Origin of the sequence: Thalassospira tepidiphila MCCC 1A03514, from assembly GCF_001662875.1 — a bacterium.
GTDB lineage: Bacteria > Pseudomonadota > Alphaproteobacteria > Rhodospirillales > Thalassospiraceae > Thalassospira > Thalassospira tepidiphila.
Genome location: NZ_JPVZ01000005.1, coordinates 70,557 through 95,140, shown reverse-complemented (window position 1 = coordinate 95,140; position 24,584 = coordinate 70,557). Strand labels below are relative to the sequence as shown.

Sequence of the window (24,584 nt, the reverse complement as noted above, 5' to 3'; positions counted from 1 at the left end):
AATAACGAGGTTCAGGGCCTAGTGGGAACTTGCTCCTACATTCGTTGATCATGTCTGTCAGAACTCGAACAATGATATGAGCCCAAACAGCTTATTCTTTCGTGCAGAGCTCTTTTCTCAACACAACATTTTCAGAAAATTTAAAGGGCAACACAAATAGATAAGTTGGTTGCACTTTGATCGTGAAGAAGTGAGCCTATGGCTTGCACTTCTTCACGATCAAAGCGCTCAAATGAATAGCAACAGGTGCCGAAATGATACTATTTGCAACTATTCGACGTGGTGTCGAGTTAGGACATTTCGACCTCACCTCTGAAGTCTTTTGTCCTTAGTTCACCTCAATAACCAAGCCATCATAAGCTGGTTCGACGTGGTCTGGAGTATCGGCCATCGCCTGTGCGTAGTCAAACTGGATGCCCATGTGCGTCATGTAGACTTGCTTGGGTTTGAACTCTTCGACCCAGCCCAGAAGTTTTTCGAGATGTGCGTGCGTGTTGTGCGGACGATGCCGCAAGCAATCCACGACCCAAACATCCAGATCATAGAGATGTTCTTTGGATTCTTCAGGGAACTCAACGACATCCGTTGAATAGGCAAACTTCCCTATCTTGAACCCCAGGGTCTCGCCATAGCCGTGGTCTTGGCTGAAAACCGTGATTGGGACCCCTGCTGGCGTGATTGGCCCCGTGATGACATGCGGGATCAATACCGGCTTGAAATAGAACTCAACGCCTTCTGGCAGCGGCGTGAAGACATAATTGAAGCGATGATCAATGTCCGAGATTGTCTGTGCATTGGCATAGATATCAATCGGACGTTCCATGGCGACATTCAGCCAGCGAACATCATCAATGCCATGCACGTGATCGGCATGCGAATGGGTAAACAGGATCGCATCGACGTGGTCGATCCCGTGCGTCAGCGCCTGCTGGCGAAAATCAGGTGTCACGTCGACAAGGATCTTTTTCCCAGCTTCCTCGATCAGGATCGAGCTGCGTAAACGTTGGTTTTTCGGATTGTTCGGGTCGCACTTTCCCCATCCAAGGCCAACCGATGGCACACCATTTGAGGAGCCGCAGCCAAGGATGGTTACCTTCGTCACTGCTATTCTGCTCCCAGCGCAAGCAGGTTGTTCCGATCGGCTTTTGTGAACAGTTTGAAGAAGTTATCCGTCGTTATTCGCGTGATTTCTTCAACTGTTACACCTTTGATTTCGGCCAGCTTGGCTGCTGTATGGGCAACGTAGCTCGGTTCATTCGGTTTGCCGCGCTTGGGCACTGGTGCCAGATACGGCGCGTCGGTTTCCACCAACAGCCGATCCAGCGGTACGTCTTCAACAGCGGCACGAATTTCTTTGGCCGAATTAAAGGTGATGATACCCGAGCAAGAAATATAAAATCCGATCTTCAACGCACGCTGTGCCAGCGTTGCCGAACTGGAAAAGCAATGAATAACGCCGGTAAACGGCCCCTTTTCATATTCTTCTTCCAGAATATCCATGGTGTCGTCATCGGCATCACGGGTATGGACGATCAAGGGCAAACCCGTTTCGCGGCAAGCCGCGATATGGGCACGAAAGCTTTGCTGCTGCGCATCGCGCGGGGCATTGTCGTAGAAATAATCAAGACCGCTTTCGCCGATACCGATGACTTTCGGGTCGGATGCCTTTTCGATCAGCGCATCGGGGCTTGAAAGCCCCTCCTCGCCGGCTTCGTGTGGATGAACGCCAATCGTGCAATAGATATGATCAGATTGTTCGGCAACCGCGCGGACCTTGTCAAAGGTCGTCAGTTTAACGCCGATGCTGACCATCATGCCAACGCCGGCGTTTTTGGCCCGCGCAAGGGTTCCGCTCAGATCGTCGGAAAACTGCGGGTAGTCCAGATGGCAGTGGCTGTCGACAAGGGCGACATTCATGCCTTCTCTCCTTCATCCTCGGTCTCGACATAGCGCGGGAAAACGCCAGCCGGTTTCGGAATGCCCGACCCCGGTTTCAGGGCATTGTTCGGACCAAGCGCATCAAACCCGCGCTGATCATCGGCCAGCACCAGCTGATCAAGGATTTTGGCCGCTGAGTCCGGCATGATTGGTTGAACAAGGATACCGACGTGGCGAATGACCTCGGCCAGCACATACAAAACCGTCTCCATACGTGCAGGATCGGTCTTTTTCAGGCCCCAAGGCGCCATTTCATCGACATAGCGGTTGGCATCACCCACAAGGCTCCAGATCGCTTCCAGCCCCTTGTTGAACGCCTGTTCGTCAAAGAGCGGACGCACGGTATCAAGCATGCCGTGCGCCTTGGCGAGGATTTCCTTGTCCGCGTCAGTAAACTCGCCCGGTGTCGGGATCGCGGCGTTGCAGTTCTTGTGGATCATCGACAGAACACGCTGGCACATATTGCCAAGATCATTGGCCAGTTCGCTGTTCATGCGGTTGACCATGGAACGATGGGAAAAGTCACCATCATTGCCAAACGGCACTTCACGCATCAGGAAATAACGCGTCTGATCCAGGCCGTATTTATCGGTCAGGTCATACGGATCAATCACATTACCGATCGATTTGGAGATCTTCTGGCCTTCGTTGGTCCACCAGCCGTGGGCAAAGACGCGCTTGGGTGGTGTGATACCCGCAGCCAGAAGGAAGGCTGGCCAGTAAACAGCATGGAAACGCAGGATATCCTTGCCGACCATATGCAGGTCAGCAGGCCAGTATTTTTCAAGTTTGGCCGGATCTGCATCCGGGTAACCGATCGCGGTCAGATAGTTGGTTAGGGCATCGAGCCAGACATACATGACGTGGTCTTCGTCACCTGGCACCGGAACGCCCCATTTGAAGCTGGTACGCGATACGGAAAGATCATGCATGCCACCCTTCACAAAGCTTATCACTTCGTTGCGGCGTGACTGGGGTGCGATGAAGTCCGGGTTCTGTTCGTAGAATTCCAGCAGGCGGTCGCCCCAAGCAGACAACTTGAAGAAATAACTTGGTTCAGACACCCACTCCACCGGTGCACCGGTTGGTGCGAGTTTTTCGCCGTCTTTTTCGATCAGTTCCTTCTCGCCGTAGAACGCCTCGTCACGGACCGAATACCAGCCATCATAGGAGCCCAGATAAATCTCGCCCTTTTCAAGCAACGTATTCCAAAGCGCCTGACAGGCCTTTTTATGACGTTCTTCCGTTGTGCGTATGAAGTCATCGTTGGAATAGTTCATATGAACGGCAAGATCGCGGAAGTTTTGCGAAACCTGGTCTGTAAACGCCTGTGGGGCAATGCCCTTGGCCGCGGCCGATTTATCGACCTTTTGACCGTGTTCATCGGTTCCGGTCAGGAACATCACGTCATAACCGTCCAGGCGCTTGAAGCGGGCCAGAACGTCACAGGCAAGCGTGGTATAGGCATGGCCGATATGGGGCTTGTCGTTGACGTAATAGATCGGTGTCGTGATGTAATAGGGCTGTTTGTGCCCGGTCATGGTCGCAAATCCTTCGCGCAAGTCGTGAAACAAAACGGCCCGAAATGGGCCGTGATGGTCAAAATTTCGTTATGTGGGCAGTGATGTCAGGTTCGCATGGTTTCTTCAAGCATGAAGAATGCATTCAGCAAGGCTTGCTTGCGATCAAGATGCAAACCGCGGGTCGCGCCCATCAATTCGTTGATCTTTTCCCATACCTCCAGCCATTGATCAAGCGGTTGCGCGGCTGCCATGCGCTGCATGGCGGGCAATTCACCGTCTACGACTTTGCGGGGAGCCTGCCCTGTGGCGGCAAACCGGATCATTCGCGCAAGCCACCAATGCATCAGTTCGGTGATTGTTGCAAAGGCTGCGTCCTTGTCTGCCGGTGAAAAACGCTCTGCAAACTTGTGCTGGGCTGCGACGTCGGCATTGGGTAGTGCGGCGATGATATCGACAAGTTCGGTATAAAGCTCAAGCCCGCCCACTTCATGGAGTTGAAGTGCACGGCCGATGCTGCCCTCTGCCAGCCCCGAAAGTGCGTCACGTGCGCCAAGATCCATATCCGGGCAATAACGCCCAAGAAGATCGACAACCTGATGATCTTGCAGTGGGCCAAGATTAAGGCGCCGACAGCGTGACCGAATTGTCGGCAGCAACCGCCCCGGATGATGGGCAACAAGGATCATCATGGCGTTGACTGGCGGTTCTTCAAGAACCTTCAAGATCGCGTTGGCAGCATTGCGGTTCAGTTCATCGGCGGCATCAACAATAACGATCCGCCATCCGCCCTCTGCCGAGGTCTTCGACATGAAATTGCCAACCGTGCGCACGCTGGCAACGGTGATTTCGCCCTGAAGGCGCTTCTTCTTGTCGTCGTACTGACGCTCGATAACCTTAAGATCACCATGACCGCCGCCAGCAATCCGTCGTGCTACCGGGTCTTCCGGATCGACGTAAAGACCGTCATTCTGGTCGCCAAACAGCCCTGCACCGGCATTGTTTCCGCCGCCAGAAAGGATAAAACGTGCCATACGATAGGCAAGCGTTGCCTTGCCGACGCCCTTGGGGCCACAGAGCAGCCAAGCGTGATGCATGCGTTTGCTGTTCCAGGCATCAAGAATGACTTTCTCGGCCTCTTCGTGGCCAAGAAGAGCATCATTGCGTCGCGGCTCAAAGGGGTTTTCTTCTTCGGGAAGGTCGTCCTTGGCCATGATCAGGTCCCCTGCCCGGCAATGCGCCCCTGAACAGCGGCGATGACACGTTCACCTACGCTTTCGATGTCTCCACTGGCGTCAATGACGACACAACGGTCTTTTTCAGTTGCTGCAATTTCGCGGTAACCGTCACGTATGCGCTCGTGAAATGCAAGTCCCATGCGTTCATAGCGGTCCTCGGCGGCACTGACATTGGCAAAGCGTGCCCCAGCTCGGTCAAGACCAACTTCAAGCGGCAGATCGAAAATTACGGTCAGATCAGGTTTGAAATCGCCGATCGCCAGTTTCCAGAGATTGCGGATATAGTCTGCACCAAGGCCATGGCCATAGCCCTGATAGACAACCGATGAGTCCGCGAACCGGTCACAAAGAACGACTTTTCCCTCGGCAAGGGCCGGACGAATGGTGCGTTCAACATGATCGCGACGCGACGCAAACATCAGAAGCGCCTCGGTTACGGCGTCCCAGCGACCGGGATCGCCCGTCAGAATAAGGTTGCGGATTTCCTCGGCACCCGGCGAGCCGCCAGGTTCACGTGTAACTACAACTTCCCGGCCCTGCTCGCGGAACCAGGTTGCCAAATGGTGGATCTGGGTGGACTTTCCGCTGCCTTCACCGCCTTCGAAACTGATGAACAAACCGGGCTTCGACTTCACCCGTTTGCCCCCCACAGAAGATATTTGAAGGCTGCGCCAATACGGCCAACAAATCCAAGGCGTCCGACATCATGGGCGGCATAAAGCGGGAACTCGATGGTGTCCCGGTCCGGGACTTCGACCTTGAGTGTTGCGATCTGATCGCCCTGGCTGATCGGGGCCGGCACCGGGCCATCATAGACGACGGTGACCTTCATATCGCGGCTCGCACTGCGCGGCAGTGTCAAAAGGATCTCCTTGTCAGCGACAAGATCAACCTTGGTTTCCGAACCCAGCCAAACATTGGCGGAACTCACGGTTTCGCCCTCGGCAAACAGATCGTAGTTGTCAAATTCACGGAAACCCCAATCCAGAAGCTTTTGGGACTCCGTGCGACGTTCACGTACAGAATCCAGACCGTTGACCACCAGGACCAACCGACGTCCGTCACGCTCGGCTGACGCCGTAAGACCGTATCCCGCCGCTTCGGTGTGACCGGTTTTGAGGCCGTCAACACCGGCACTCGTGCCCAATAGCGGGTTACGGTTGGGCTGACGGATACCGTTATAGGTGAATTCCTTGACGGAATAGAGCTCGTAAAGGTCAGGGAAATTGCGAATGGTGTCGCGCGCAAGGATGGCAAGATCATGAACCGTGACAAGGTGGCCGTCCGCCGGCCAGCCTGTGGCGTTCTTAAAGACAGACTTTGTCATGCCGATGGCGCGGGCTTCTTCGGTCATCGCCTCGGCAAAGGCTTCTTCGGATCCACCAATTCCCTCTGCGACGACGATTGCGGCATCATTTCCCGACTGAACGATAATACCGTGCAGCAGATCAGAGACCGAAACGTTCGAGTTCACCTCGACAAACATTTTCGATCCGCCCTTACGCCAGGCTTTCTCGCTGACGTGGAAGGTGTCGTCCATCGAAACGCGACCGTCCTTGATATACTTGAACAGCATGTGAACGGTCATCATCTTGGTCATCGATGCCGGCTCGGTCAGGGTGTCCCCTTCTTTATCAAGCAGCACAGCGCCGGTATCGAAGTCCATAATGAAAGCTTCACGTGCGCTGGTCTCTATTGCCTGCGCGCTTGCAAAGCTCATCGACATTGCCATGACTGAGCCAACAATGAAGGCTCCGGCCACTACCCGGTTCAGAGTGTTTTTGAACGGAACTGGCGGCATCAAAGTCATGGCATTCTAACCCTGTAAAATAATTTCTCTATGCACCGGGGAACGGTGTATCCGCTGATTTGCTTATGTCGCAAATTCGGCAGAATTGTGCAACACCAACAAGCCCGGCATTTTAAAGCGGTAGCATAACCTGCTTTTTTCAATCAACAGACCGATGTCGCCGAGCCGCCATCAGCACACTCAACGACAACTTTTGCCCCGTTTTGGCCGGTTGCAATCACCCGTTCAAGCAGGATGTCCGCTTCCGGGACAGTTTCCAACGGACCAAGCCGCACGCGGTAAAAGGTCGTTCCCTTGACATCTATCGACTCAATCTTGCTGGGCGCAAGATCATAAAGGCGATTGCGCAGGTTTAAGGCATTGTCATAAATGGAAAAGGCACCTGCCTGGACATAGATCGAAGACGATGCGACAGGCGCAACTTCAACTACGGCGGCCTCTTCGACCACGCCATCAAGTGGTGCGGACTGGACACTGGCGCTGGAAGACGGCGGTGTCAGTTTGATACTCGAAGTGGTCGGTTCGCCTGCATCGGTAATCGGTCCGTCATCAAGACGGACTGTTTCGACAACATCACGCGGTGCCGCTGTAACGGTGCTTTGTTCGGCCGAGGTAACTTGCGGGGCGGCTTTACCTTGCGCGATTGCTGCGATCTGACGGCTTTCGGCTTCAACCACTTCAACGAGGACCTTGGCTGTCCCTTTTCGCTCGAACCCAAGAAGCTGGGCAGCGCGGCGCGACATATCGATGATCCGCCCATGCGCGAATGGTCCACGGTCATTGACCCGAACCTTGATCGACTTGCCGTTTTCAAGGTTTGTCACCCGAACGATGCTCGGCAGTGGCAAAGTCCGATGGGCGGCCGAAACTTCATATTGATCAAAAATCTCGCCGTTGGCGGTCTTCTTGCCATGGAATTTGGGGCCATACCAGGATGCAATACCGGTTTCGGTGTATTCGTAATCTACGGCCGGATAATACCACTGGCCGGCAATCTCATATGGATTACCGATCTTGTAGTTTCCGATTTGGGCAGGTTGTTGTGACTGACCGCCAAGCCGTTTAACGCCATGGACAGCCAGTTGCGTTTCAGCACAGCCCGCCAGCAATATGCCAAATGCTGCAACCGCAAGGGTGATGCGGCATTTGGCTCGCAGGTGTGCGAAGGCACTTTTTCGTGGTTTGGGCATCAAGGTGTCCCCGCTTGTAGATGCTCTGTCCATGCTCGTTCAGACAAGATGTCCGTTTTCCGGACGTTGTTTTTAACGACCGGCAATCGCATCGGCCAATGTACCAACCGCAATCGCAAAGTAAGTCGAACGGTTCCAATGCATGATGGTATGGAAGTTGTTATAAACCATATATGCGGGACCTTCACCGTCATTTACGATGACAATTGATGCTTCCATATCTGCCGCAGGCAAATCTGCACCGTTTGGCATGCGAACACCCAGTTCTTGCCACTCAGAAATTGGTTTGCGGATATCGCGACCTTCAAACTCGGTATTGAAGTTTTCCGGCAGCGAAATCTTGCGGCCCCAGCGCTCGTCTGCATGCCATCCGACAGAGGAAAGATAGTTTGCCGCAGAGGCAAAGACGTCTTCTTTTGCCCCCCAAAGATCAATCTTACCGTCACCGTTTCCGTCGCGTGCGTAATTCAGGAAGGTCGATGGCATAAACTGCGCCTGTCCCATGGCGCCGGCCCAAGAGCCCGACATCTTTTCCGGCGCGATATGGCCAGCATCGATGATGGTCAGCGCATTCATCAATTCCTTGCGGAAATACTCGGCGCGACGTCCCTCAAATGCCAGGGTGGCAAGTGAATCAACAACCGAGTATCCGCCGGTGAAACGACCAAATCCGGTTTCAATGCCCCAGAAGGCTGTCAGGTAATGACCCGGAACACCGTATTTCTTGGCCGCAGCGTCAATGATTTCGCGGTTTTCGGCGTATTTCTTACGACCTTCATTGATGCGGGATTGCGGCACAACCCGATCAAGATATTGTTCAAAGGTCAGTTTGAATTCCGGCTGGCTACGATCATATTCGATCACTTTGGGGATCGGTTTGGTATTGGCAAAGGCAACGTCGAGTGTGGCATCGGAAATGCCTTTGCTTGCGGCTTCCTTTTTGAATTCAACGAGCCATTCGTCAAATCCCTCGGTAGTGAATTCTGGAAGTTTCTCATCGGTCTGTGCAAAGGCCGGTGCATTTGCCGCCATCACAGCAACGACGGAGGCGGCAGTCAGTAGTTTCCAGAATTTCATCTAAGCCTCATCCAATCATATAATCAGTTTTCCGCCCCAGGATTTTGCGGCCCAGGGAACCATGCATCTGTCCGGCCGGTCCAGTAATAGGCGGTCAAACCAACCCATTCCCGTAAAGCACGGCCCAACGATTTGATACCGTCAGAGACGTTAAGACTTGCTAAATGGATGTCATCTGAGGTGAATCTGTCGACCGGATACGGGATCACATTCCAGCCGGCCTGACGGAATACACCTACCGCCCTTGGCATATGTTGCGCCGAAGTGATTAGTACCCAAGGCTTTTTGGCAAGTTCAGGCCAGTCGCGATAGACCATCTCCAGAGATTTCGTCGCGTTCTCGTGCGTGTTCCGCGATTTTTCTTCAAAATACATGTTCGACGTCTTCAGGCCCGATTCGTCCAACCAGTTTTCAAGGACGACTGCTTCGCTAAATCCACGCTCTGTCAGATTGCCATCCCCACCGGTAAACAAGACAGGTTTGTCGGGATACAAGCTGGCGAAGCGCAGCATGGTAAAGAGACGATCTGCCGAAGCACCGACATGCACTTCACCGCGTTTAAGGTAACTGGAAGGGTCAAGACTACCTGCCAGAGTTATCGCTCCGGCAAACTCCTGCTCTGTAAGAACAGGTTTATCAAAGCGGGTTTCAAGTGCGCGTGACAAGATTGTGCCAACAGGAATAACCGTAATTAGCAAAGAGAATCCAGTCACGAAAACCAGCCCTCTTATCGCAAATCGGCGCGTTCGCTTGATGGTCAACAGGCAAAACAGAATGGCCAGCAAAAGGCCATGCATGAACGCTGTATTGATCAGAACACTCAGCGTTTTGGACAGGAAGTAGAACACGTTAGAGAATTCCAAAAAGAATTGGTTTATCGAATGTCATTACCATACTGAAATCAGGATAAATCACCAGCATTCGCTGCAATATTGGATTGCCCTATTGACAGGTCATTCTCCCCAATTTATTGAAAGCGCCCAGAGCGAAACGCTCCAACCAGTTTTGCGGAGAGGTGGCAGAGCGGTTGAATGCAGCGGTCTTGAAAACCGCCGTGCCTTTACGGGTACCGTGGGTTCGAATCCCACCCTCTCCGCCATTTTCCAGATAAAACACTGAAAAACAAAGATTTTAGGCTAGCGCTGTAAGCGATTGGTTTAAAAATTCTGTGTATCACGATTGTGTCACAGTCGCCAAGGCTCGGCTACCAGCTTTCGCAGTTTAATGCTTTCAACAAAACACCTCCCATTGCTATGCTCTCGCCATAAAGTTGAAATGGTAGACTGCATCAATCGAGGGGATCCAAATGTTTTCTTACATAGCAGTCGCCTTGCTCTCTGTGTGGATCGCTTTCATGATCCTCATATGGACGAAAGGCGGACTACGCAAAGGGCGCAAGTTCGGAAACAAGATTGCCAAGCACCTTGGCTTTACAAATAACTTTTTTCACTCCGTTTTGGACAACGGCACATCGGGTCCCTCCCTTCAAGTTTTAGCTATTCTTGAAACGGGCAACCTTTCCGTTCACCAAGCAAGCGTTGAACTTGGTCCTTCGTTGAGGCGTGGACTAACCCAATTAGAAAGCAAATTTGGCCCCCAAGAAATGATTGAGAACGCTAAGCCTGTCGTTATGGATCTAGTAAGGGAATGGGAAGAACTTCAGAAAAACAGCTAAGCTAGGCCCTTCCCGCTCTCAAAGACGAGGCGCCTTTCAATTAAAAAGACGGATGGACGGTTTTGTATAGAAAACCGTCCATCCGTCTTCTTGTTGAAAAAAAATGAAGCAGTCTGTTGACTGAATTTTTTTTGAACGAATATCCGAAAAGCCATCAATTCCGTTGGCATTTTTTATTAAGGATATTCCTACTATGTCTCATATTTCCATTAGAAAAATCGATAAATCTTCCGCTTTTGAAGCTGATTTCGAGCCACGCTTCAAACTCCTCAGTGAAAAAGAACTCATAAACCTTCCTGGCCCGCAATGGCTTGTTAAGCATCTTATTCCCACAGGCTCTCTCATTCTGATGTATGGCGCCCCCGGCGCGGGGAAGAGTCACATTGCCCTTGCCCTGACACAGAGCATTGCAAACGGGTATGAAATACTTGGACGCAGAACAAACAAAGCTAAGATTGTATATGTTGCCGCCGAGGGTGTAGCAGGAGCTAGTAACCGCGTTACTGCTCATCGGATATATCGGAATGTCCCAGAAGATTCAGAGGGGGATGTTCTTTATCTGGATTGCCCAGTTTCTCTCCTTGACGACAGCGACCTTGAAAGCTTTGTCCTCGCTATTGTTCATAAGCTCGCAGGTCAGAAAATCGGTATTGTGTTCATAGACACACTTTCCAGATGCTTTGCCGGGGACGAAAACCGAGCCGACGAAATGGCACAACTCGTTTCAGCGTGCCAAATCATTCAACGAGCATTGGGATGCTCAGTCTGCCTTGTTCATCATGAAGCAAAGCAAGGCTCAGCAAGAGGAAGCACTGTTTTACCCGGTGCGGTTGATACAATCATTCATGTCACTGCGACCGATGGAAAAGGCTTTGAAGCTGTTGTCGAAAAGCAAAAAGACGCCCCTGATGGAATTGTGATCTCAGGCCATTATGAACTAGTAGAGCTTGGGTTCGATGAGGATGGGGAGCTAATTGAGGTGCCCGTTGCTCTATTTGATAAGATTTCTCAACAAGCAAAAGGCAGAAGCAACGGACCAACAGGACGCAATCAGTTGATCGCCCTTGAGGCCTTAAACCAAGCACCTGTATCCGGCCTAACAGAGGAGGAATGGCAAACTGCATTTAATGAGTGCACCGGAGTAGATAACCGTCGCGCTTTCCGGGATGCAAAATTTTCCCTGATCAAGAAAAAGCTGGTTTCAGAGGTTGACGGAAAATTTATTGCGAACTGACGTAAACCAACCGAAAACCCAAAAGCCCGCCAAAATGGCGGGCTTTGGTTTTCCATCGGAGAAATCACGCGCACAATTGCAGACTAATTCAAAGCCAGCTATCCGGCGGTGAGAAACGCTATTTTCTTCACAGTTTTCATATAGACTCAATTGTGAGAAAAACAAATTATCTCACTTGTGGTCCATCTTTTCCTACTACGCCAATCATTGCATTCACCCCCTTGATCACGCCCATTCCAAAGTGCCTACCAGTCTGATGTGAAACAGCATTGACCGCCCTAGCCCAAGCATTTTGCTTTGCCTTCGCCGTGATTCTTCCCTTTCTGCTCAGGCGCGTTTCCGAAGGCCCCAAATGCTTCTGTGGCTCCAGCGGAACTAAACCAAACGGTTCTGCCTGTCGCACATATGAACGATGATCCAAAGCCACATTAACCCCACCGAAATCCAAGGCCCGGTTACATAGACTTGCCCAGTGGCTACGCCACATCTCAATGTGCTTACGTGAATGTTGTTTCTGGTCGAGCTCTCTCGTTTTCGCCCCCATACAGCCACCCACAATTTTCCTTGTTGTTAGCATCAAATGAGCGTGGTGATTTCTGTTATCTCCATCCTTGTCCGGGGAGTGAATTGCGTAATCAACTGCAACACCATGACGTGAGTGAAGCCATAGAGCGAAACCCTCGACAAGCTCCGCACGACAAACGTCATCCAGCTCACAGGGCAAAGCAATTACAATTTCACGAGCAACAACAGAATTTTTCCTTTTCTCAGAAGCTTCTGCACCATTCCATAAACTAGCCCTGTCTCCCTGCCAGCCGATCAGCCCAGAGGCAACAACGCCATTCCTCCGCGCGTAATTGAAAGTCTCCCCGGTTCGCTCATCATAGAGTTTTTCCCCAGCTCTATATGCTGAGGATGCTACAGCACTGCGCCCGTCTCCTCGCCTTACTGACTGCACCGCCAAATAGAAAATTGCCATTTCTCCTCCTCGCAATCGGCAGATTGCTAAGTTGCGCCCTTATGTGGAAAGAAATGGGACTGAAGCGGAGAATTTTCCAATGGAAACAATTCGATAACACCACCATATCCTATGAAAGCAATCAAGGAGGTGAAAATGTCATCGTCGATATCAGACAGAGAAAAGCGACAAGCGAGAGCAAAAGAACAGCGGAAAAAAGCTCAAGCACGACTAGCACAGGAACGAATGCACGCAAAGCGCCGGGCTATGCTAGCAAATGTGATGGAATGGGCGCTGATGGGGTCGGGCACAAACAGGAAGATCGCGCGCAAGCTTTTGAGCGATGCTCTCAACCTCCCAGCAGACCGGAGAATGTTCGGATTAGACTAACCAGATCGGCTACGCTTCGGCGCTCGTTCTTGGTAGGGGTTCCATCCCCAAAGGCAAAGGCGCCAAATTACGCCCGGAGTCAGAAAAGAAGGTGTATCCATCGCAGGCCATAGTGCTGTTTCATCAGGAAGCTTTAAAAATTGAGCTAGAGCCTGCCGGTTAGATTTAGTCTGCCCCCTCACAAAAGCTTTCGCACTAAACAAATATTGCTCGGGGCGAGCCTCATGCACCAGAGAGTGGTAGATTGCTTCCCGTCTTTGTCGTTCTTGCTTCCAATCGATCACTTTAACCATGCAGACACCCGCCAAAAATATTAATATATGAGAATATATGTCTAAAATTCACAATAGCCAGTAGCCCCGCAACTATCACGCCTCGACGAAACAATCCTCCCTGTCCAACCAGGTAACCTTCATCTCTACTAGCAATACGAGAACAGCCGGGTTAGAAAAACCATCATAGAGGACAATCAGGAGTTCGAAACCAGATGTTAACGCGACAAGAAGTCAATCTTGATGCACTACGAAAAGACGCAGATCTTCCATATTCTCTGCGTCTAGTAGATTTCCAGATGGCAATGCAGGACGTTTATGACTTCTTCTACGATGTGAATAAATTATTGCTCGCCAAAGGGCTTCACAGGATGGATGACATGCTACGCCCTGCGGCCATGTCCGGAATGATTTCGGACATGCTAACGGCCAGCATGGCGAAACACGCGCGAACACTTGCAGAGAACAAGCATTTCAACGGCCACCCCGACCTAATTGTCCAAGGGAAATATCCGAATAACAGCATTGCGTCGGGAGAGCATGGTATAGAAATCAAGAGCACGCGAAAGCCCGGTGGCGGTGTGGATACGCACGGAGCAAGAGAGCAGTGGATGTGCGTGTTTGTATATCAAACCGATCATGCGACGGAGCCCGCAATTCATCGGGCCCCCATGAAATTCACCGAAGTGTATTTAGGGCATGTAACTCTCACAGATTTCCGGAAAAATGCTCGAGGCGAACTTGGGACAAGAACGGCAACATTGGACAGAAACGGCCTGAAGAAACTGCGATCAAATTGGGTCTATCTTGATAGATGATAACTCAGGCATTGCATTTCTAGCAATATCGACATATCGCTGATCAAGCTCGACTCCAATGCTTTCGTATCCGAGAGCATTGGCCGCCGCAAGCGTAGACCCCGACCCTGCAAACGGGTCAAGAACAACCCCTTCGCCTAGCGGAAGGACACCACGAACAAGTTGGCGAAGAAAAGCCTGAGGTTTGAGCGAGGGGTGTTCTGCGATTTTCTTCTCCCTTTTTGGTGTCGGACTTGATTTGATGACATCACCGAAGGGGCGTTCGTCAGAAGGGCGCCGAAACCCTCCGGTTTTCCATTTTCTCAAGTTATCCTGCACCCGTCCCTCAAGAGGTTTGCGAAATACCACCCAAGGCTCCCACATTGACCGAGGCAAAACACTAACCTCAGAAAACTCTTCGTGTGCATTTTTCGGCCGGTCTCCCCCTCTCATTGTTTGAACCAACCTCACTATACTCCCACGACGTTCCAAACCTGCCTCACACATTGCCGAGGCAACCAAGTGCGATAACAAAGGATTACTGGCAACAACGATGTTCCCGCCAGGAACAACCACTCGATTAACCAATGCGCCTAGTTTTTTAAAGAACCTATATAGCGCTTTCCGATCCTCATCTCCAAGCACCGTAAATCTTGGCAATGGCGCGCGCTGGTGACCATCAAACGCTGGTGGAATACGCCAAATCCCACCTTTGCCACTTTGGAGTTTTGTCTGTTCTTTCTTCGTATATTCTATCAAGCCATACGGTGGGTCCGTAACCACAGCGTGGATAGAACAATCTCTCTGCTGAGCAAGCCATTCAAAACAGTCGGAATGATAAAGCTTGGATTTACCGATCTCTATAACCGGCTGGCCAGTAATTTGACGTCCATCTCTTTCGCTATCCCCATCTCGCAAGCGATAGCGCCCGCGAGAAACTCGCACAAAAATTTCCGGAGTGTTTAGATTGAGATAAGACCGAACGGACGATGGAGAAACCCCACCTATAGACAGCCGAACGGCCTCTTGAATATCTTTTACGCTAGCATCTGTCTTTATCATCGACAGATAACTAACAATAGAATCTCGAACACTACCGGGAGCAAGTGACATATTTAAAAACTCACATCAAAAGACGTCTGGACGTCTTTTGATGCAACATGCTGAGGCGAAAGTCAACCTCCTTGAATTGGCGTTAAGTTCTTTTTTTCCCCATCCCAAAGGTATCCCTCAACGTAACAGCACAACATATACTGGATATATTGCGACTACCGCTTCCTCGCTGTTTTGTATTTAGGTTTCTGTAGCCGTGAAAAATCCACGTGCTCGTAAGTCAGAGCTTCGATAGCCGGCTTCAATCTCTGCATTGAATAAGAAAGCCCATCTTCATCACGGCCATAACGCTCTGAAACATTTCCATTCGAATGCCCCAATATAGCGTCAACAATAGATTCCCGGACTTCCTTGTCCAGAAGTTCGCGCCTTACGGTGTGCCTAAAGGAATGAAAATTTACCCTTGGGTCAAGAATGCCAATCTTTTTGCGGAGATATCTGCTCCACCACGCAGACCACGCAGAACTGATACTTGGCCCTTCTGCATTAACTTTTTCAAAAACACGGTCTTGCCCCGCTTTTCGTTGGGTCTCTAGATAATCCTTGAACCCCCATGCAAGCAATTTTGAATGAATTGGAATTTTTCGGATCGTTGAATCTGACTTCAAATCACGTGTCTTGTTATGGCGTATGAAGAAGTAATCAACCCCCTTCTCACAACCAACATCCGCGATCTCTAGACCGCAGACCTCAGTCAACCGTGCACCGGTAAACATACATATCATAGGCACCCAAAAAGCCGTCTCCCCGGCCCCTCCAAGTGGACGAAAGCCTTCAGAAAAAACCGGAGAATTTAAAATCATCTGCAATCGATCCGAGGAGAAGAACAGGCCTTTAACTTCTTTTTCGTGCTCTTTTGGTTTTCTCACGCCAATGCGTTGAGCAACATTCTCATTCAATATCCTTTCCTTGACCGCGAAGCCCAGAACAGCGCTGATTGCGGCTAGTGACTTGTTTTTGACTGTCTGGGGCTTGAGACGGGGGATCTCCTCTCTGCCTTCCAATGAAGAAATTAGCTCTTTTGTGCCCATTTTTCGCTGTTTATGCGTCATTCTTACAGGCAGTTTTTCAACTTCATCTCTAAAATATATGATGTCATCGGAAGTAATTTCATCAACGGGCCGATCGCCGACAAGATCGCAAAAACGCTTTATCTGAGTTTCAAAGTCTGTTGCCGTCTTGATCGCAACAGACTGGAAGCGACACCATTTTTCAAACAACTCTGTTACAGTCGGTTTTATGCCTGATCTCTGCCCATTTCTCTGCTCTGGCGCCTGCTTTGATGACGTCGCTTGTGATGCAGGGGCATTTTCGCAGTAATCTTCATTCGGAATTATGCCTGTGCTGAGCCGGAAAAGACGGACAATCTCTTCAATTGAACGATCTGGATCAAATAAGGGGTCTTGGAAGTTTGCATTGAAGTCTAATTTATCTTCCATTGAAGCCCGTCGGTTTGCTTCGCGCCTTGCCCTCAGAAATCCATAGCAAAGCTTTCGATAGATGATGCTTTCTTCATCAACGAGATCAAGCCGATCCCTCATCAGAAGCTCTTGCCAAACATCTCCTTCTACGGCACTGAAATCACCATTTTGAAGGTTTTCGACGATCTCGGCGTCCACAGCGTCACGGCTTTTTATTCGTTCTTCCGAAATCTCTTTGAACTCTTCGCGGTGCATCTCCGGAATGACTGCCATCTGACGTAAATGAAAATCCTCACTGCTCTCGTTATGAAAGAACGTGAGAATCATATCGACAATTTCCTTGTCGTTCATTCTCGGACAACTCCTTATGCGATGAAACAAAGTATAGGCGCGTGTATGCAACCCAAGCACAGCAACTTTGGCAAGAGCAAAGTTCCGGGTTTTAAGGCTAAAACGAAGTTCTGACTGGTGAATCCGGTTTTTGAGGTCTGCGGGGACGCGCATTCGAAAATAATACACTGCCCCACGACGAAAAAGATGGCTTTGCTTTGACAATGTGTCACACTCCTGTGTCACACCGCTTGACAAGCTAACCTAATGTTTTTATTTATCTTTAATGGTTTGAGGATTAGGATCGGAATGGTTGCCGAGTCCCACCCTCTCCGCCACTTACTCCAAGACAGTGCAAAAGCCAGTTCAGTAGTCGCACGGTGATGTTCTCTGCGTGCTGCCAAGCCGTATCTGTCAGGACGTCATAATCGTCGAAAGGTCACTGATATGAGCGAACTGCCACCCTGCCCCAAATGTGAATCCCCATACACCTACGAAGACGGCGACTTGTTGATCTGTCCTGAATGCGCCCACGAATGGTCGCTTGCAACGGGTCAGTCGGATGCAAATGTTGTTCGCGATTCCAATGGCACCCCACTTGCCGATGGCGATACGGTTTCAGTAATCAAGGACCTTAAGGTCAAAGGATCCTCAACTGTCGTCAAAGTCGGCACCAAGGTTAAGGGCATTCGCCTTGTTGACGGTGATCACGATATCGATTGCAAGATCCCGGGCATCGGTCAGATGGGGCTGAAATCGGAGTTCGTAAAGAAGGTTGCTGAATAGGCAACTCAATACAAGTTCGACCAAAAGCAAAAAAGCGCACCGAATGTGGTGCGCTTTTTCTTTTTATGGGTATTTGTCTCTCAGAGCTTAGTCAGCCCCGCCTGTCCGGAATGTCGTTCCTGGTTTCGGCTTTAAAATACGCTGGATAAAGAGCGTGCCGATTGCCATCCCCACCCCGATCAGATCCGTGATCAATCCGCCGGAGATCATGAACAAAGCTGCGATAACAAGCAGAATGCGCAGGAACCAAACCGCTGAACGGCCAAGGAACCAGCCCTGAACGCCAGACGACAGAAGGAATACGCCCACAACGGCGGTAATCAGCGCCTGACCTATCTGAAGATAGGTGCCGTCCATGAGGATGGCAGAGTTATAGAAGAACATGAACGGGACGATGAAAGCGGCAATACCGATCTTGAATGACGCAACCGATGTTTCCATCGGGTTGGCCCCGGATATCCCGGCCGCAGCATAGGATGCCAGCGCCACTGGTGGTGTGATCGCCGAAACCACAGCAAAGTAGAACACGAAGAAGTGTGCCGTAAGTGGTTCAATTCCGAGCTCAATCAGGCCAGGTGCTACCACAGACGCCGCAACCGCATAGGCCGCCGTTGTCGGCATTCCCATACCAAGCAAAATGGCAATCAGCATGGCAAAGACCAGTGCCAGAAGCTGGGAGGCTTCGGCCAAACCAAGCAGAAGGTTGGAGAAGCGTGCACCAACCCCGGTGAGCGCAATTACACCGACAATGATACCTGCACAGGCACAGACCGCGATGATCTGGATCGACATGCCGCCTGCCAGCTCAAAGGCCTTGGCAACCGACCGGGCCCCCACGCGATTTGGAGTTAACCAACTGACAACGACAGCCGCAACGGTGGCAAGGGTCCCTGCCCTGATCACAGAATAGCCGAGGAACAGTGCAATGATCAGAATGATGATCGGAAGGAACAGGAATACCTTTTTGATCATTACATCAAAGCGCGGCAATTCATCTTCGCGCATGCCGCGCATGCCAAGTTTCGCGGCCTCAAAATCGACCATGAAATAGATCGACACGAAGTAAAGGATGGCCGGAATGACAGCTGCAATCGCGATCTCGGTATATGGAATGCCCGTGATCTCGGCCATGATGAAGGCACCTGCCCCCATGATCGGCGGCATGATCTGACCACCGGTTGAGGCCGCAGCCTCAATCGCACCAGCGGTCTTCTTGTGATAGCCGACCTTTTTCATCAGCGGAATGGTGAGCGAACCAGTCGCCACCACGTTCCCGGCAGATGTACCATTAATCATGCCCATCAAACCGGATGCAAAGATCGCAACCTTTGCCGGGCCACCACGGGCACGACCAGCGACAGAGAAGGCAAAGTTCACGAAATAGTCGCCAACTTTGGAAGCTTGCAGGAAGGCTGCGAAAATGATGAAGAGAATGATATAGGTCGAGGAAACGGCCGTCGTCGGGCCGAGGATCCCTGCGTCAGTGTAAACCTGGCTAAAGAAACGCTGCCATGTAACGGATGGTGACTGCAGGAACCCTGGCAGGAATTCACCAACGAAAACGTAGATCAGGAAGATGGTCGCAATGACCACCAGTGCCAGACCGGCAACCCTTCGGGTCAGCTCCATGATCAGCAATGTGCCAGCAACGGCGGCGATCGAAATCCCGATTGGCGCAAAAGGTGTACCCGTCGAGTTGCGCATCAATGTGCCATAGATCGTGATCAGATAAACAGCGACCGCGAAGGCACAGACGCACAGCACGAAGTCGGGGGCAGAATATTTGTCGCGCGATGTTTTGTGGAACCAGGACAAAACAATACCGCCGACCGTGGCCACCAGAAGCGGTGTTCCGAAAAGCCAGGTTTCATTAAACTTGATTGTCGCATCAATGCCGTTCCACATCACGCCGTTCTGGATGTCGAGCGCGAAGCTAAATGCCATGCCGGTCGCCATAAATGCCGGCACGAGAAGAACATATGACAGATACCCCAAAAGCGGTGTACCTGTGCCAGGGCTGTCATTGAAACTGTTGGCTGAGTACCACAGAAAACCAAGCGCAAGCGCGCCCGCAACGTGAACGATACGGAAGTTCCATGTCTCAAGCGGAAAGTCGGGAAGAAATGGCAGATTAACAATCCCGCCGGTCATACCCGAGAGCGAAACACCATTCAGTGCAAGCATGTGGAAGGCTGCATAGATTGCAGCGGAAATCGTGATAAAGGTCAGGCCACTGCCTTCGAAAAGACGTCGATTATGTTCGACCGGCTCTTCGTCAACACCATCGGCAATAAGGTGTTCGTCTTCCACCTGGCTTTTGTTTGTCATCTGTTCCCCCGCTCTCACGCAAGTTTGTTTTTGGCCACAGGCAAGCTGATAATTGAAAGATGGCGGACCGTCCGCCCGGACAGTCCGCCTTCAAGATGTTTAACAGACAAAAATTAGTGGATCATGTCTGCCGGAATGGATGCGCCATTTTCGTTGAACCACTTGGCAGCACCCGGGTGCCACTTCATGACCTTGTTCTTGTCCCAGTTTGCCGGAACAGTCGAACGGGCAGCACGGTGGATTGATACCATCCGCTCGTTGTCAGACATCACAACGTCGGTGGCGGCGTAAACAAAGCTTTCCGGGAGCTCGCAGTTGGCGATCGCGAAGTTCCACATCGAAACCGAACGGGCCGGTTCGGTCAGCGTGGTGTAGGTGTCGGCTGCGATGTCGAACTCGGATACCGGGAAGGCATCCATGATCTGTTTCTGTTCAGCTTCGGTGAATTCGATGATGTTCACGTCAGTCTGTACTTCAAGCTGGCTGACAGCCGGAACCGGAACACCTGCGGCGAACGCAATCACGTCAAGCAGACCATCCTGCAGCTGGCCGCCAAGGTCGGCCCAGCCGCCATTACGACGTTCGAAGTCAACACCGAGTTCCTCAAGCATACGCGGGAAATATGTATCCGAGGTTGAACCTGCCGGACCAAAGCCGATTTTGGCACCCGCCGGAATGTCAGCAACCGAGGTAATTCCCGAGGAAGAGAGAGCTGTGATCGAGAACGGTGTCTGGTACATCGGGAACATTGCACAGGCGTTGGTCATCTGAAGACCCGGTGCAATCGGGTTCGTACCTGCGAGTGATTCCGCAGCCGGCCCCATCGTTGTCATACCAAAGGCGGCTTCACCGGTATGGACAAGGGCCATGTTCTGCATCGGGCCACCAGTGACTTCACCGCCACCCGAGATGCCGAGTTCTTCCGCCACAAGGTTCGCCCAGCCAGAACCATACGCGAAATAGGTACCGCCCTGTGAAGCTGTACCAACGGTAAAGCTCTCCGGCCAGTCAGACCGATCCTGAGCTACGGCAGCAGTGCTCCCGAACGCGAACGCGACCGCCATCCCTGCAAATAATGCGCGTTTCATTAATTTCCTCCGTTTATCGGTATTTTGTGAGAGTTCGCCACAAGTCATTTCCTCATATGGGGAAACTCAAAGTTGATAGCAATGTGGTTCTTAATCAATACCGAAAACAAAGAGATTTCATAGTGATGTCGATCTCTTGTCGGGTGCTACTTTAGTTGCATCCCGCAATGAGAAGACATTCTGATGGATCAGTTTTTCGAAAGCCTGAATGTTCGCGGCACCAAGTGCTTGTAATCGCGTTACGCAACCACATTTGTTTAATGTAATGTACTTCTTCCGGAGGATTGGTGCATGTCGCTCAATATTGGTAGCCGGATATTGCTTGCTGCGGCAATGATCGTTGTTGCGACGTTCACGGCATTCATCCTCTATTTCGACTATCAGCAACGAACATACATCCAGAATGCGCTTGTGGCTAAATTGACCGAGAGTGGTTCGTTGGCCACTGCCGGCATTTCAAACTGGCTTGATGGCCGGCGCCTGTTGGTTGAGAGCCTCGCCAACAATATTGCCCGTGACAGTTCCCCCGCCAATGTCTCTGAAGTCGCAAGCGGTGAGGCATTTGCCGAGTCATTTATCTTTTCATATTTCGGCAGTGCTGACGGTGTGATGACAATGTATCCGCCCGATGATCTGCCGCCCGACTACGACCCGCGCCAACGCCCATGGTATGCAGATGCAGGTTCTGTCGGTGACAGTACGCTTACCGAACCCTACACCGATGCATCCACCGGTCAGCTTATTGTTACGGCGACCACACCTGTTTTTGATGGATCAAACCTTCTCGGCGTTGTTGGCGGCGATATCGATATTGGTATCCTTGGTGATCTGGTTCGCAGCATCGATCTGGGCGGGATCGGATATGGCTTTCTGGTTAATGATGAGGGCACGGTGCTGATCCACCCGAGTGCGGAATTCACCCTTAAACCCCTGCCTGAAGTGTTTCCTGACGACACACCAACGGTAAAGGAAGGCATGGAGAACATCATTGATGGCACAGGCGATCAGTTGTTCACCTTTTTCCGCGTCAATGGCTTGCCTTCTGTAAACTGGTATCTCGGCTTTGCACTTGATCGCGATGCCGCATATGCGTCGCTTACCGAGTTTCGCTACACAGCGATTATTACCGCGATCATTGCCATTTTGGCCATAATGGGCCTGATGGGGCTGCTGGTACGTATTTGGGTTTCGCGGCCGGTTATGAGTATGACGTCAGCCATGACCCGCCTCGCCAATGGTCAGAGGGATGTCGATGTTCCGGGAACGGAACTCAAGGACGAAATTGGCGCGATGGCCGCAGCTGTTCTGGTGTTTAAAAACAACGCTGCAGAAGTAGATCGTCTGGCGAGCGAGAATGAAGCCGCAACCAGACACGCGGCTGAGGCGCGTAGACGCGCCATGGAACAAATGGCAGACAATTTCGAGAAGAGTGTTCTTTCCATTGTGGAGACAGTGGCTGACGCGGCCGAAAAAACGCAGTCGGTCGCAACTCAGTTATCTGCCAATGCAGAGGAATCGACGGCCCGTGCAGCCGCAGTTTCGAGCGCTGCGAACATAACAACGGAAAACGTGCAGGCGGTGGCGTCCGCAACAGAGGAGCTTTCTGCTGCAATTCGCGAAATTGGGGCACAGGTTACGCAATCAATCGAAGTTGCGACCGAGGCAGTTTCGGGCGTCAACAGTACTTCTGCAACGGTCACGGAGCTTGCCGAGGCTGCTGAACGGATCGGCAAAGTCGTTGGTCTCATTCAAGATATTGCCGGGCAAACAAACCTTCTGGCGCTAAACGCAACCATCGAAGCAGCACGTGCAGGTGATGCTGGTAAGGGCTTTGCCGTTGTTGCTGGCGAGGTAAAATCGCTTGCCAATCAGACGGACAAGGCTACTGGCGATATTCAGGTTCAGGTAGATGGTATTCAGGGGTCGTCGAACCGTTCGGTTTCCGAAATCAGGTCTATTTCCGGAACCATCGAGCGGATCAATGAATTCTGCAATGCCATTGCAGCCGCGGTTGAGCAACAAGGGGCTGCGACACAAGAGATTGCAGACAGCGTTCAACGTGCAGCATCGGGCACACAGGAAGTCTCGCAAAATGTGTCGGCCGTCTCTGATACCGCCAACATGGTAAGTGAGGAAGCCAACTCGCTCCTTTCGTCTTCCCAGGAATTGCGAAAACTTGCCCAGCGTCTCAGGGAAGAAGTTATCGGCTTCCTGAAATCTGTGCGCGACAACGACTAGGTTATAAACGGTCATTGGTTTGCATGGTTTGAGACCGTGGTCTTTGTCAACCATTGGTCGGATTCCGTCGTGGACGCATCTTCTCCCTAAAATCCATGTAGTTTTTTATTGCGTAAAATCCCTTACTGCTGCACGATTTGTGCAATGCGGTCGTTAATGGTGATGTGTAACCGTCTGAAACCGCAGTTTTCTTCATAAAACTGCAAAATATCAGTGGAAATGCTCTCGTTGGACAGGCAATTATTGACGGAATGAGAGGCGCTTTGGCGTGTCTTGTGGGGGAGCATCCGGTTTGGGATGCTAAGACGAACGAAGAATGAAGACTCTCAACAGGGATAATTTAAACTCGTTATGAGCAAAGACATACCCGCCCTACAGGTCGAAGGGATGTTCAAAAGCTTTGGGGACCATGAAGTTCTTAAAGGAATTGATCTTACGGCCAATACCGGGGACGTGATTTCGATTATTGGCTCGTCCGGTTCGGGCAAAAGTACGTTTCTGAGATGTATCAACCTGCTTGAAACGCCCAATGCTGGCGCTGTTCACGTCAAAGGTGAACTGATCCGCATGAAGAGGCTCAAGGATGGCTCACAGGAAGCCGCCGATAAGAAGCAGCTTCAGCGTATTCGCACCAAGCTTGCGATGGTGTTTCAAAGCTTCAATCTTTGGAGCCACCTGACCATTCTTGAGAATGTCATCGAAGCACCGATCCACGTGCTTGGTGTTCCGAGAAAAGAAGCAATCGAAAACGCAGACGCGTTGCTGCAAAAGGTCGGTATGTATGAACGTCGGGATTATTATCCCGGTCATGTCTCTGGCGGCCAGCAACAGCGCGCAGCCATTGCGCGCGCGCTTGCGATTTCACCTGACGTCTTGCTGTTTGACGAGCCGACATCGGCACTTGATCCGGAACTGGTCGGTGAGGTTCTCAGGGTTATGACCGATCTTGCCGAAGAAGGCCGCACGATGCTTGTCGTGACCCACGAGATGGGCTTTGCGCGCGGTGTATCAAGTCATGTGATGTATTTGCATCAGGGACGGGTTGAGGAATTCGGCAATCCGACCGATGTATTCGAGAATCCAAAATCGGAACGCATGAAGCAGTTTCTTCAGCGCGATTTCTGATTTGGGCAGACCAGGGCCTGGTTGGCTCTGGCCGCAAGAATGGGAGCACGTCGTTG

The 24,584-nt window shown here is 51.3% G+C and carries 20 protein-coding genes, 1 tRNA gene and 1 pseudogene; 7 read left to right on the top strand and 15 right to left on the bottom strand.

The window, feature by feature from the left end:
* Window positions 1-328: 328 nt before the first annotated feature.
* From TH4_RS12530 to TH4_RS12490, 9 genes are all read right to left on the bottom strand, one after another.
* Window positions 329-1,102, bottom strand: coding sequence for an MBL fold metallo-hydrolase (locus TH4_RS12530; protein WP_064781370.1), 774 nt, complete (start codon window positions 1,100-1,102; stop codon window positions 329-331).
* Window positions 1,103-1,104: 2 nt separating this feature from the next.
* On the bottom strand, window positions 1,105-1,917 hold the full coding sequence (locus TH4_RS12525) for a TatD family hydrolase (RefSeq protein ID WP_064781369.1): 813 nt from the start codon (window positions 1,915-1,917) through the stop codon (window positions 1,105-1,107).
* A complete protein-coding gene (gene metG / locus TH4_RS12520; RefSeq protein WP_064781517.1) occupies window positions 1,914-3,479 on the bottom strand; it encodes a methionine--tRNA ligase in 1,566 nt (521 codons plus the stop codon). The genes TH4_RS12525 and metG overlap by 4 nt, the downstream gene beginning before the upstream one ends.
* An 86-nt stretch (window positions 3,480-3,565) precedes the next feature.
* A complete protein-coding gene (locus tag TH4_RS12515; RefSeq protein ID WP_064781368.1) occupies window positions 3,566-4,672 on the bottom strand; it encodes a DNA polymerase III subunit delta' in 1,107 nt (368 codons plus the stop codon).
* A gap of 2 nt (window positions 4,673-4,674) precedes the next feature.
* Window positions 4,675-5,331 carry a dTMP kinase gene (gene tmk, locus TH4_RS12510; protein WP_064781516.1) on the bottom strand — a complete coding sequence of 219 codons (657 nt, stop codon included), beginning with the start codon at window positions 5,329-5,331 and terminating at the stop codon, window positions 4,675-4,677.
* Entirely contained in the window at window positions 5,328-6,506 is a 1,179-nt protein-coding gene (locus TH4_RS12505; protein ID WP_064781367.1) for a D-alanyl-D-alanine carboxypeptidase family protein, read from the bottom strand. The genes tmk and TH4_RS12505 overlap by 4 nt, the downstream gene beginning before the upstream one ends.
* Before the next feature lie 143 nt (window positions 6,507-6,649).
* The gene (locus TH4_RS20965; protein WP_064781366.1) at window positions 6,650-7,696 is read right to left on the bottom strand and encodes a septal ring lytic transglycosylase RlpA family protein; all 1,047 of its coding nucleotides are present in this window, start codon (window positions 7,694-7,696) and stop codon (window positions 6,650-6,652) included.
* Between the two features lie 72 nt (window positions 7,697-7,768).
* Window positions 7,769-8,773: a lytic murein transglycosylase gene (locus TH4_RS12495; RefSeq protein ID WP_064781365.1), complete on the bottom strand. Its 1,005-nt coding sequence runs from the start codon at window positions 8,771-8,773 to the stop codon at window positions 7,769-7,771.
* A gap of 23 nt (window positions 8,774-8,796) precedes the next feature.
* Window positions 8,797-9,621 carry a YdcF family protein gene (locus tag TH4_RS12490; protein WP_064781515.1) on the bottom strand — a complete coding sequence of 275 codons (825 nt, stop codon included), beginning with the start codon at window positions 9,619-9,621 and terminating at the stop codon, window positions 8,797-8,799.
* A 161-nt stretch (window positions 9,622-9,782) separates the two neighbouring features.
* On the opposite strand from TH4_RS12490, the gene TH4_RS12485 reads away from it, so the two are divergent.
* The 3 genes from TH4_RS12485 (at window position 9,783) to TH4_RS12475 (ending at window position 11,682) form a co-directional block, all read left to right on the top strand.
* Window positions 9,783-9,872, top strand: a tRNA-Ser gene (locus tag TH4_RS12485).
* Window positions 9,873-10,079: 207 nt separating this feature from the next.
* Complete coding sequence (locus TH4_RS12480; protein WP_064781364.1) at window positions 10,080-10,448, top strand: hypothetical protein; 369 nt, start codon at window positions 10,080-10,082, stop codon at window positions 10,446-10,448.
* 193 nt (window positions 10,449-10,641) lie between these two features.
* Window positions 10,642-11,682 (top strand): AAA family ATPase, encoded by a 1,041-nt coding sequence (locus tag TH4_RS12475; protein WP_064781363.1) that lies wholly within the window; start codon window positions 10,642-10,644, stop codon window positions 11,680-11,682.
* Between the two features lie 166 nt (window positions 11,683-11,848).
* Here the strand turns inward: TH4_RS12475 and mobQ are convergent, their stop codons facing one another.
* The gene (gene mobQ / locus TH4_RS12470; protein WP_064781362.1) at window positions 11,849-12,661 is read right to left on the bottom strand and encodes a MobQ family relaxase; all 813 of its coding nucleotides are present in this window, start codon (window positions 12,659-12,661) and stop codon (window positions 11,849-11,851) included.
* A gap of 856 nt (window positions 12,662-13,517) precedes the next feature.
* On the opposite strand from mobQ, the gene TH4_RS12460 reads away from it, so the two are divergent.
* Entirely contained in the window at window positions 13,518-14,120 is a 603-nt protein-coding gene (locus tag TH4_RS12460; protein WP_064781360.1) for a hypothetical protein, read from the top strand.
* On the opposite strand, the gene TH4_RS12455 is transcribed toward TH4_RS12460, so the two are convergent.
* The 3 genes and pseudogenes from TH4_RS12455 to TH4_RS21035 all read right to left on the bottom strand — a co-directional run.
* The gene (locus tag TH4_RS12455; protein ID WP_083997086.1) at window positions 14,094-15,212 is read right to left on the bottom strand and encodes a DNA-methyltransferase; all 1,119 of its coding nucleotides are present in this window, start codon (window positions 15,210-15,212) and stop codon (window positions 14,094-14,096) included. The two genes, TH4_RS12460 and TH4_RS12455, sit on opposite strands and share 27 nt — an antisense overlap.
* Window positions 15,213-15,367: 155 nt before the next feature.
* A complete protein-coding gene (locus tag TH4_RS12450; protein ID WP_167351216.1) occupies window positions 15,368-16,984 on the bottom strand; it encodes a tyrosine-type recombinase/integrase in 1,617 nt (538 codons plus the stop codon).
* A gap of 24 nt (window positions 16,985-17,008) precedes the next feature.
* Window positions 17,009-17,209, bottom strand: a pseudogene (locus TH4_RS21035) (DUF6538 domain-containing protein); the annotation flags it as partial.
* Between the two features lie 201 nt (window positions 17,210-17,410).
* Here TH4_RS21035 and TH4_RS12445 point away from each other — a divergent pair.
* Window positions 17,411-17,749, top strand: coding sequence for a zinc ribbon domain-containing protein YjdM (locus tag TH4_RS12445; protein WP_064781358.1), 339 nt, complete (start codon window positions 17,411-17,413; stop codon window positions 17,747-17,749).
* A gap of 87 nt (window positions 17,750-17,836) precedes the next feature.
* Here TH4_RS12445 and TH4_RS12440 read toward each other — a convergent pair whose 3' ends face one another.
* Together TH4_RS12440 and TH4_RS12435 are read right to left on the bottom strand one after the other, a co-directional pair.
* Window positions 17,837-20,077: a TRAP transporter permease gene (locus TH4_RS12440; protein ID WP_064781357.1), complete on the bottom strand. Its 2,241-nt coding sequence runs from the start codon at window positions 20,075-20,077 to the stop codon at window positions 17,837-17,839.
* 113 nt (window positions 20,078-20,190) lie between these two features.
* Complete coding sequence (locus TH4_RS12435; RefSeq protein ID WP_064781356.1) at window positions 20,191-21,165, bottom strand: TAXI family TRAP transporter solute-binding subunit; 975 nt, start codon at window positions 21,163-21,165, stop codon at window positions 20,191-20,193.
* 291 nt (window positions 21,166-21,456) lie between these two features.
* On the opposite strand from TH4_RS12435, the gene TH4_RS12430 reads away from it, so the two are divergent.
* Window positions 21,457-23,403: a methyl-accepting chemotaxis protein gene (locus TH4_RS12430; RefSeq protein ID WP_064781355.1), complete on the top strand. Its 1,947-nt coding sequence runs from the start codon at window positions 21,457-21,459 to the stop codon at window positions 23,401-23,403.
* A gap of 351 nt (window positions 23,404-23,754) precedes the next feature.
* Entirely contained in the window at window positions 23,755-24,528 is a 774-nt protein-coding gene (locus tag TH4_RS12425) for an ABC transporter ATP-binding protein (RefSeq protein ID WP_063089583.1), read from the top strand.
* Window positions 24,529-24,584: the final 56 nt, after the last annotated feature.

Bases quoted from the DNA above. Each gene is read 5' to 3' on its own strand.
- TH4_RS12525 (WP_064781369.1), bottom strand. From the start codon at position 1,917: ATGAATGTCGCCCTTGTCGACAGCCACTGCCATCTGGACTACCCGCAG.
- metG (WP_064781517.1), bottom strand. From the start codon at position 3,479: ATGACCGGGCACAAACAGCCCTATTACATCACGACACCGATCTATTAC.
- TH4_RS12515 (WP_064781368.1), bottom strand. From the start codon at position 4,672: ATGGCCAAGGACGACCTTCCCGAAGAAGAAAACCCCTTTGAGCCGCGA.
- TH4_RS12505 (WP_064781367.1), bottom strand. From the start codon at position 6,506: ATGACTTTGATGCCGCCAGTTCCGTTCAAAAACACTCTGAACCGGGTA.
- TH4_RS20965 (WP_064781366.1), bottom strand. From the start codon at position 7,696: ATGCCCAAACCACGAAAAAGTGCCTTCGCACACCTGCGAGCCAAATGC.
- TH4_RS12495 (WP_064781365.1), bottom strand. From the start codon at position 8,773: ATGAAATTCTGGAAACTACTGACTGCCGCCTCCGTCGTTGCTGTGATG.
- TH4_RS12480 (WP_064781364.1), top strand. From the start codon at position 10,080: ATGTTTTCTTACATAGCAGTCGCCTTGCTCTCTGTGTGGATCGCTTTC.
- TH4_RS12475 (WP_064781363.1), top strand. From the start codon at position 10,642: ATGTCTCATATTTCCATTAGAAAAATCGATAAATCTTCCGCTTTTGAA.
- mobQ (WP_064781362.1), bottom strand. From the start codon at position 12,661: ATGGCAATTTTCTATTTGGCGGTGCAGTCAGTAAGGCGAGGAGACGGG.
- TH4_RS12460 (WP_064781360.1), top strand. From the start codon at position 13,518: ATGTTAACGCGACAAGAAGTCAATCTTGATGCACTACGAAAAGACGCA.
- TH4_RS12455 (WP_083997086.1), bottom strand. From the start codon at position 15,212: ATGTCACTTGCTCCCGGTAGTGTTCGAGATTCTATTGTTAGTTATCTG.
- TH4_RS12450 (WP_167351216.1), bottom strand. From the start codon at position 16,984: ATGAACGACAAGGAAATTGTCGATATGATTCTCACGTTCTTTCATAAC.
- TH4_RS12445 (WP_064781358.1), top strand. From the start codon at position 17,411: ATGAGCGAACTGCCACCCTGCCCCAAATGTGAATCCCCATACACCTAC.
- TH4_RS12440 (WP_064781357.1), bottom strand. From the start codon at position 20,077: ATGACAAACAAAAGCCAGGTGGAAGACGAACACCTTATTGCCGATGGT.
- TH4_RS12435 (WP_064781356.1), bottom strand. From the start codon at position 21,165: ATGAAACGCGCATTATTTGCAGGGATGGCGGTCGCGTTCGCGTTCGGG.
- TH4_RS12430 (WP_064781355.1), top strand. From the start codon at position 21,457: ATGTCGCTCAATATTGGTAGCCGGATATTGCTTGCTGCGGCAATGATC.
- TH4_RS12425 (WP_063089583.1), top strand. From the start codon at position 23,755: ATGAGCAAAGACATACCCGCCCTACAGGTCGAAGGGATGTTCAAAAGC.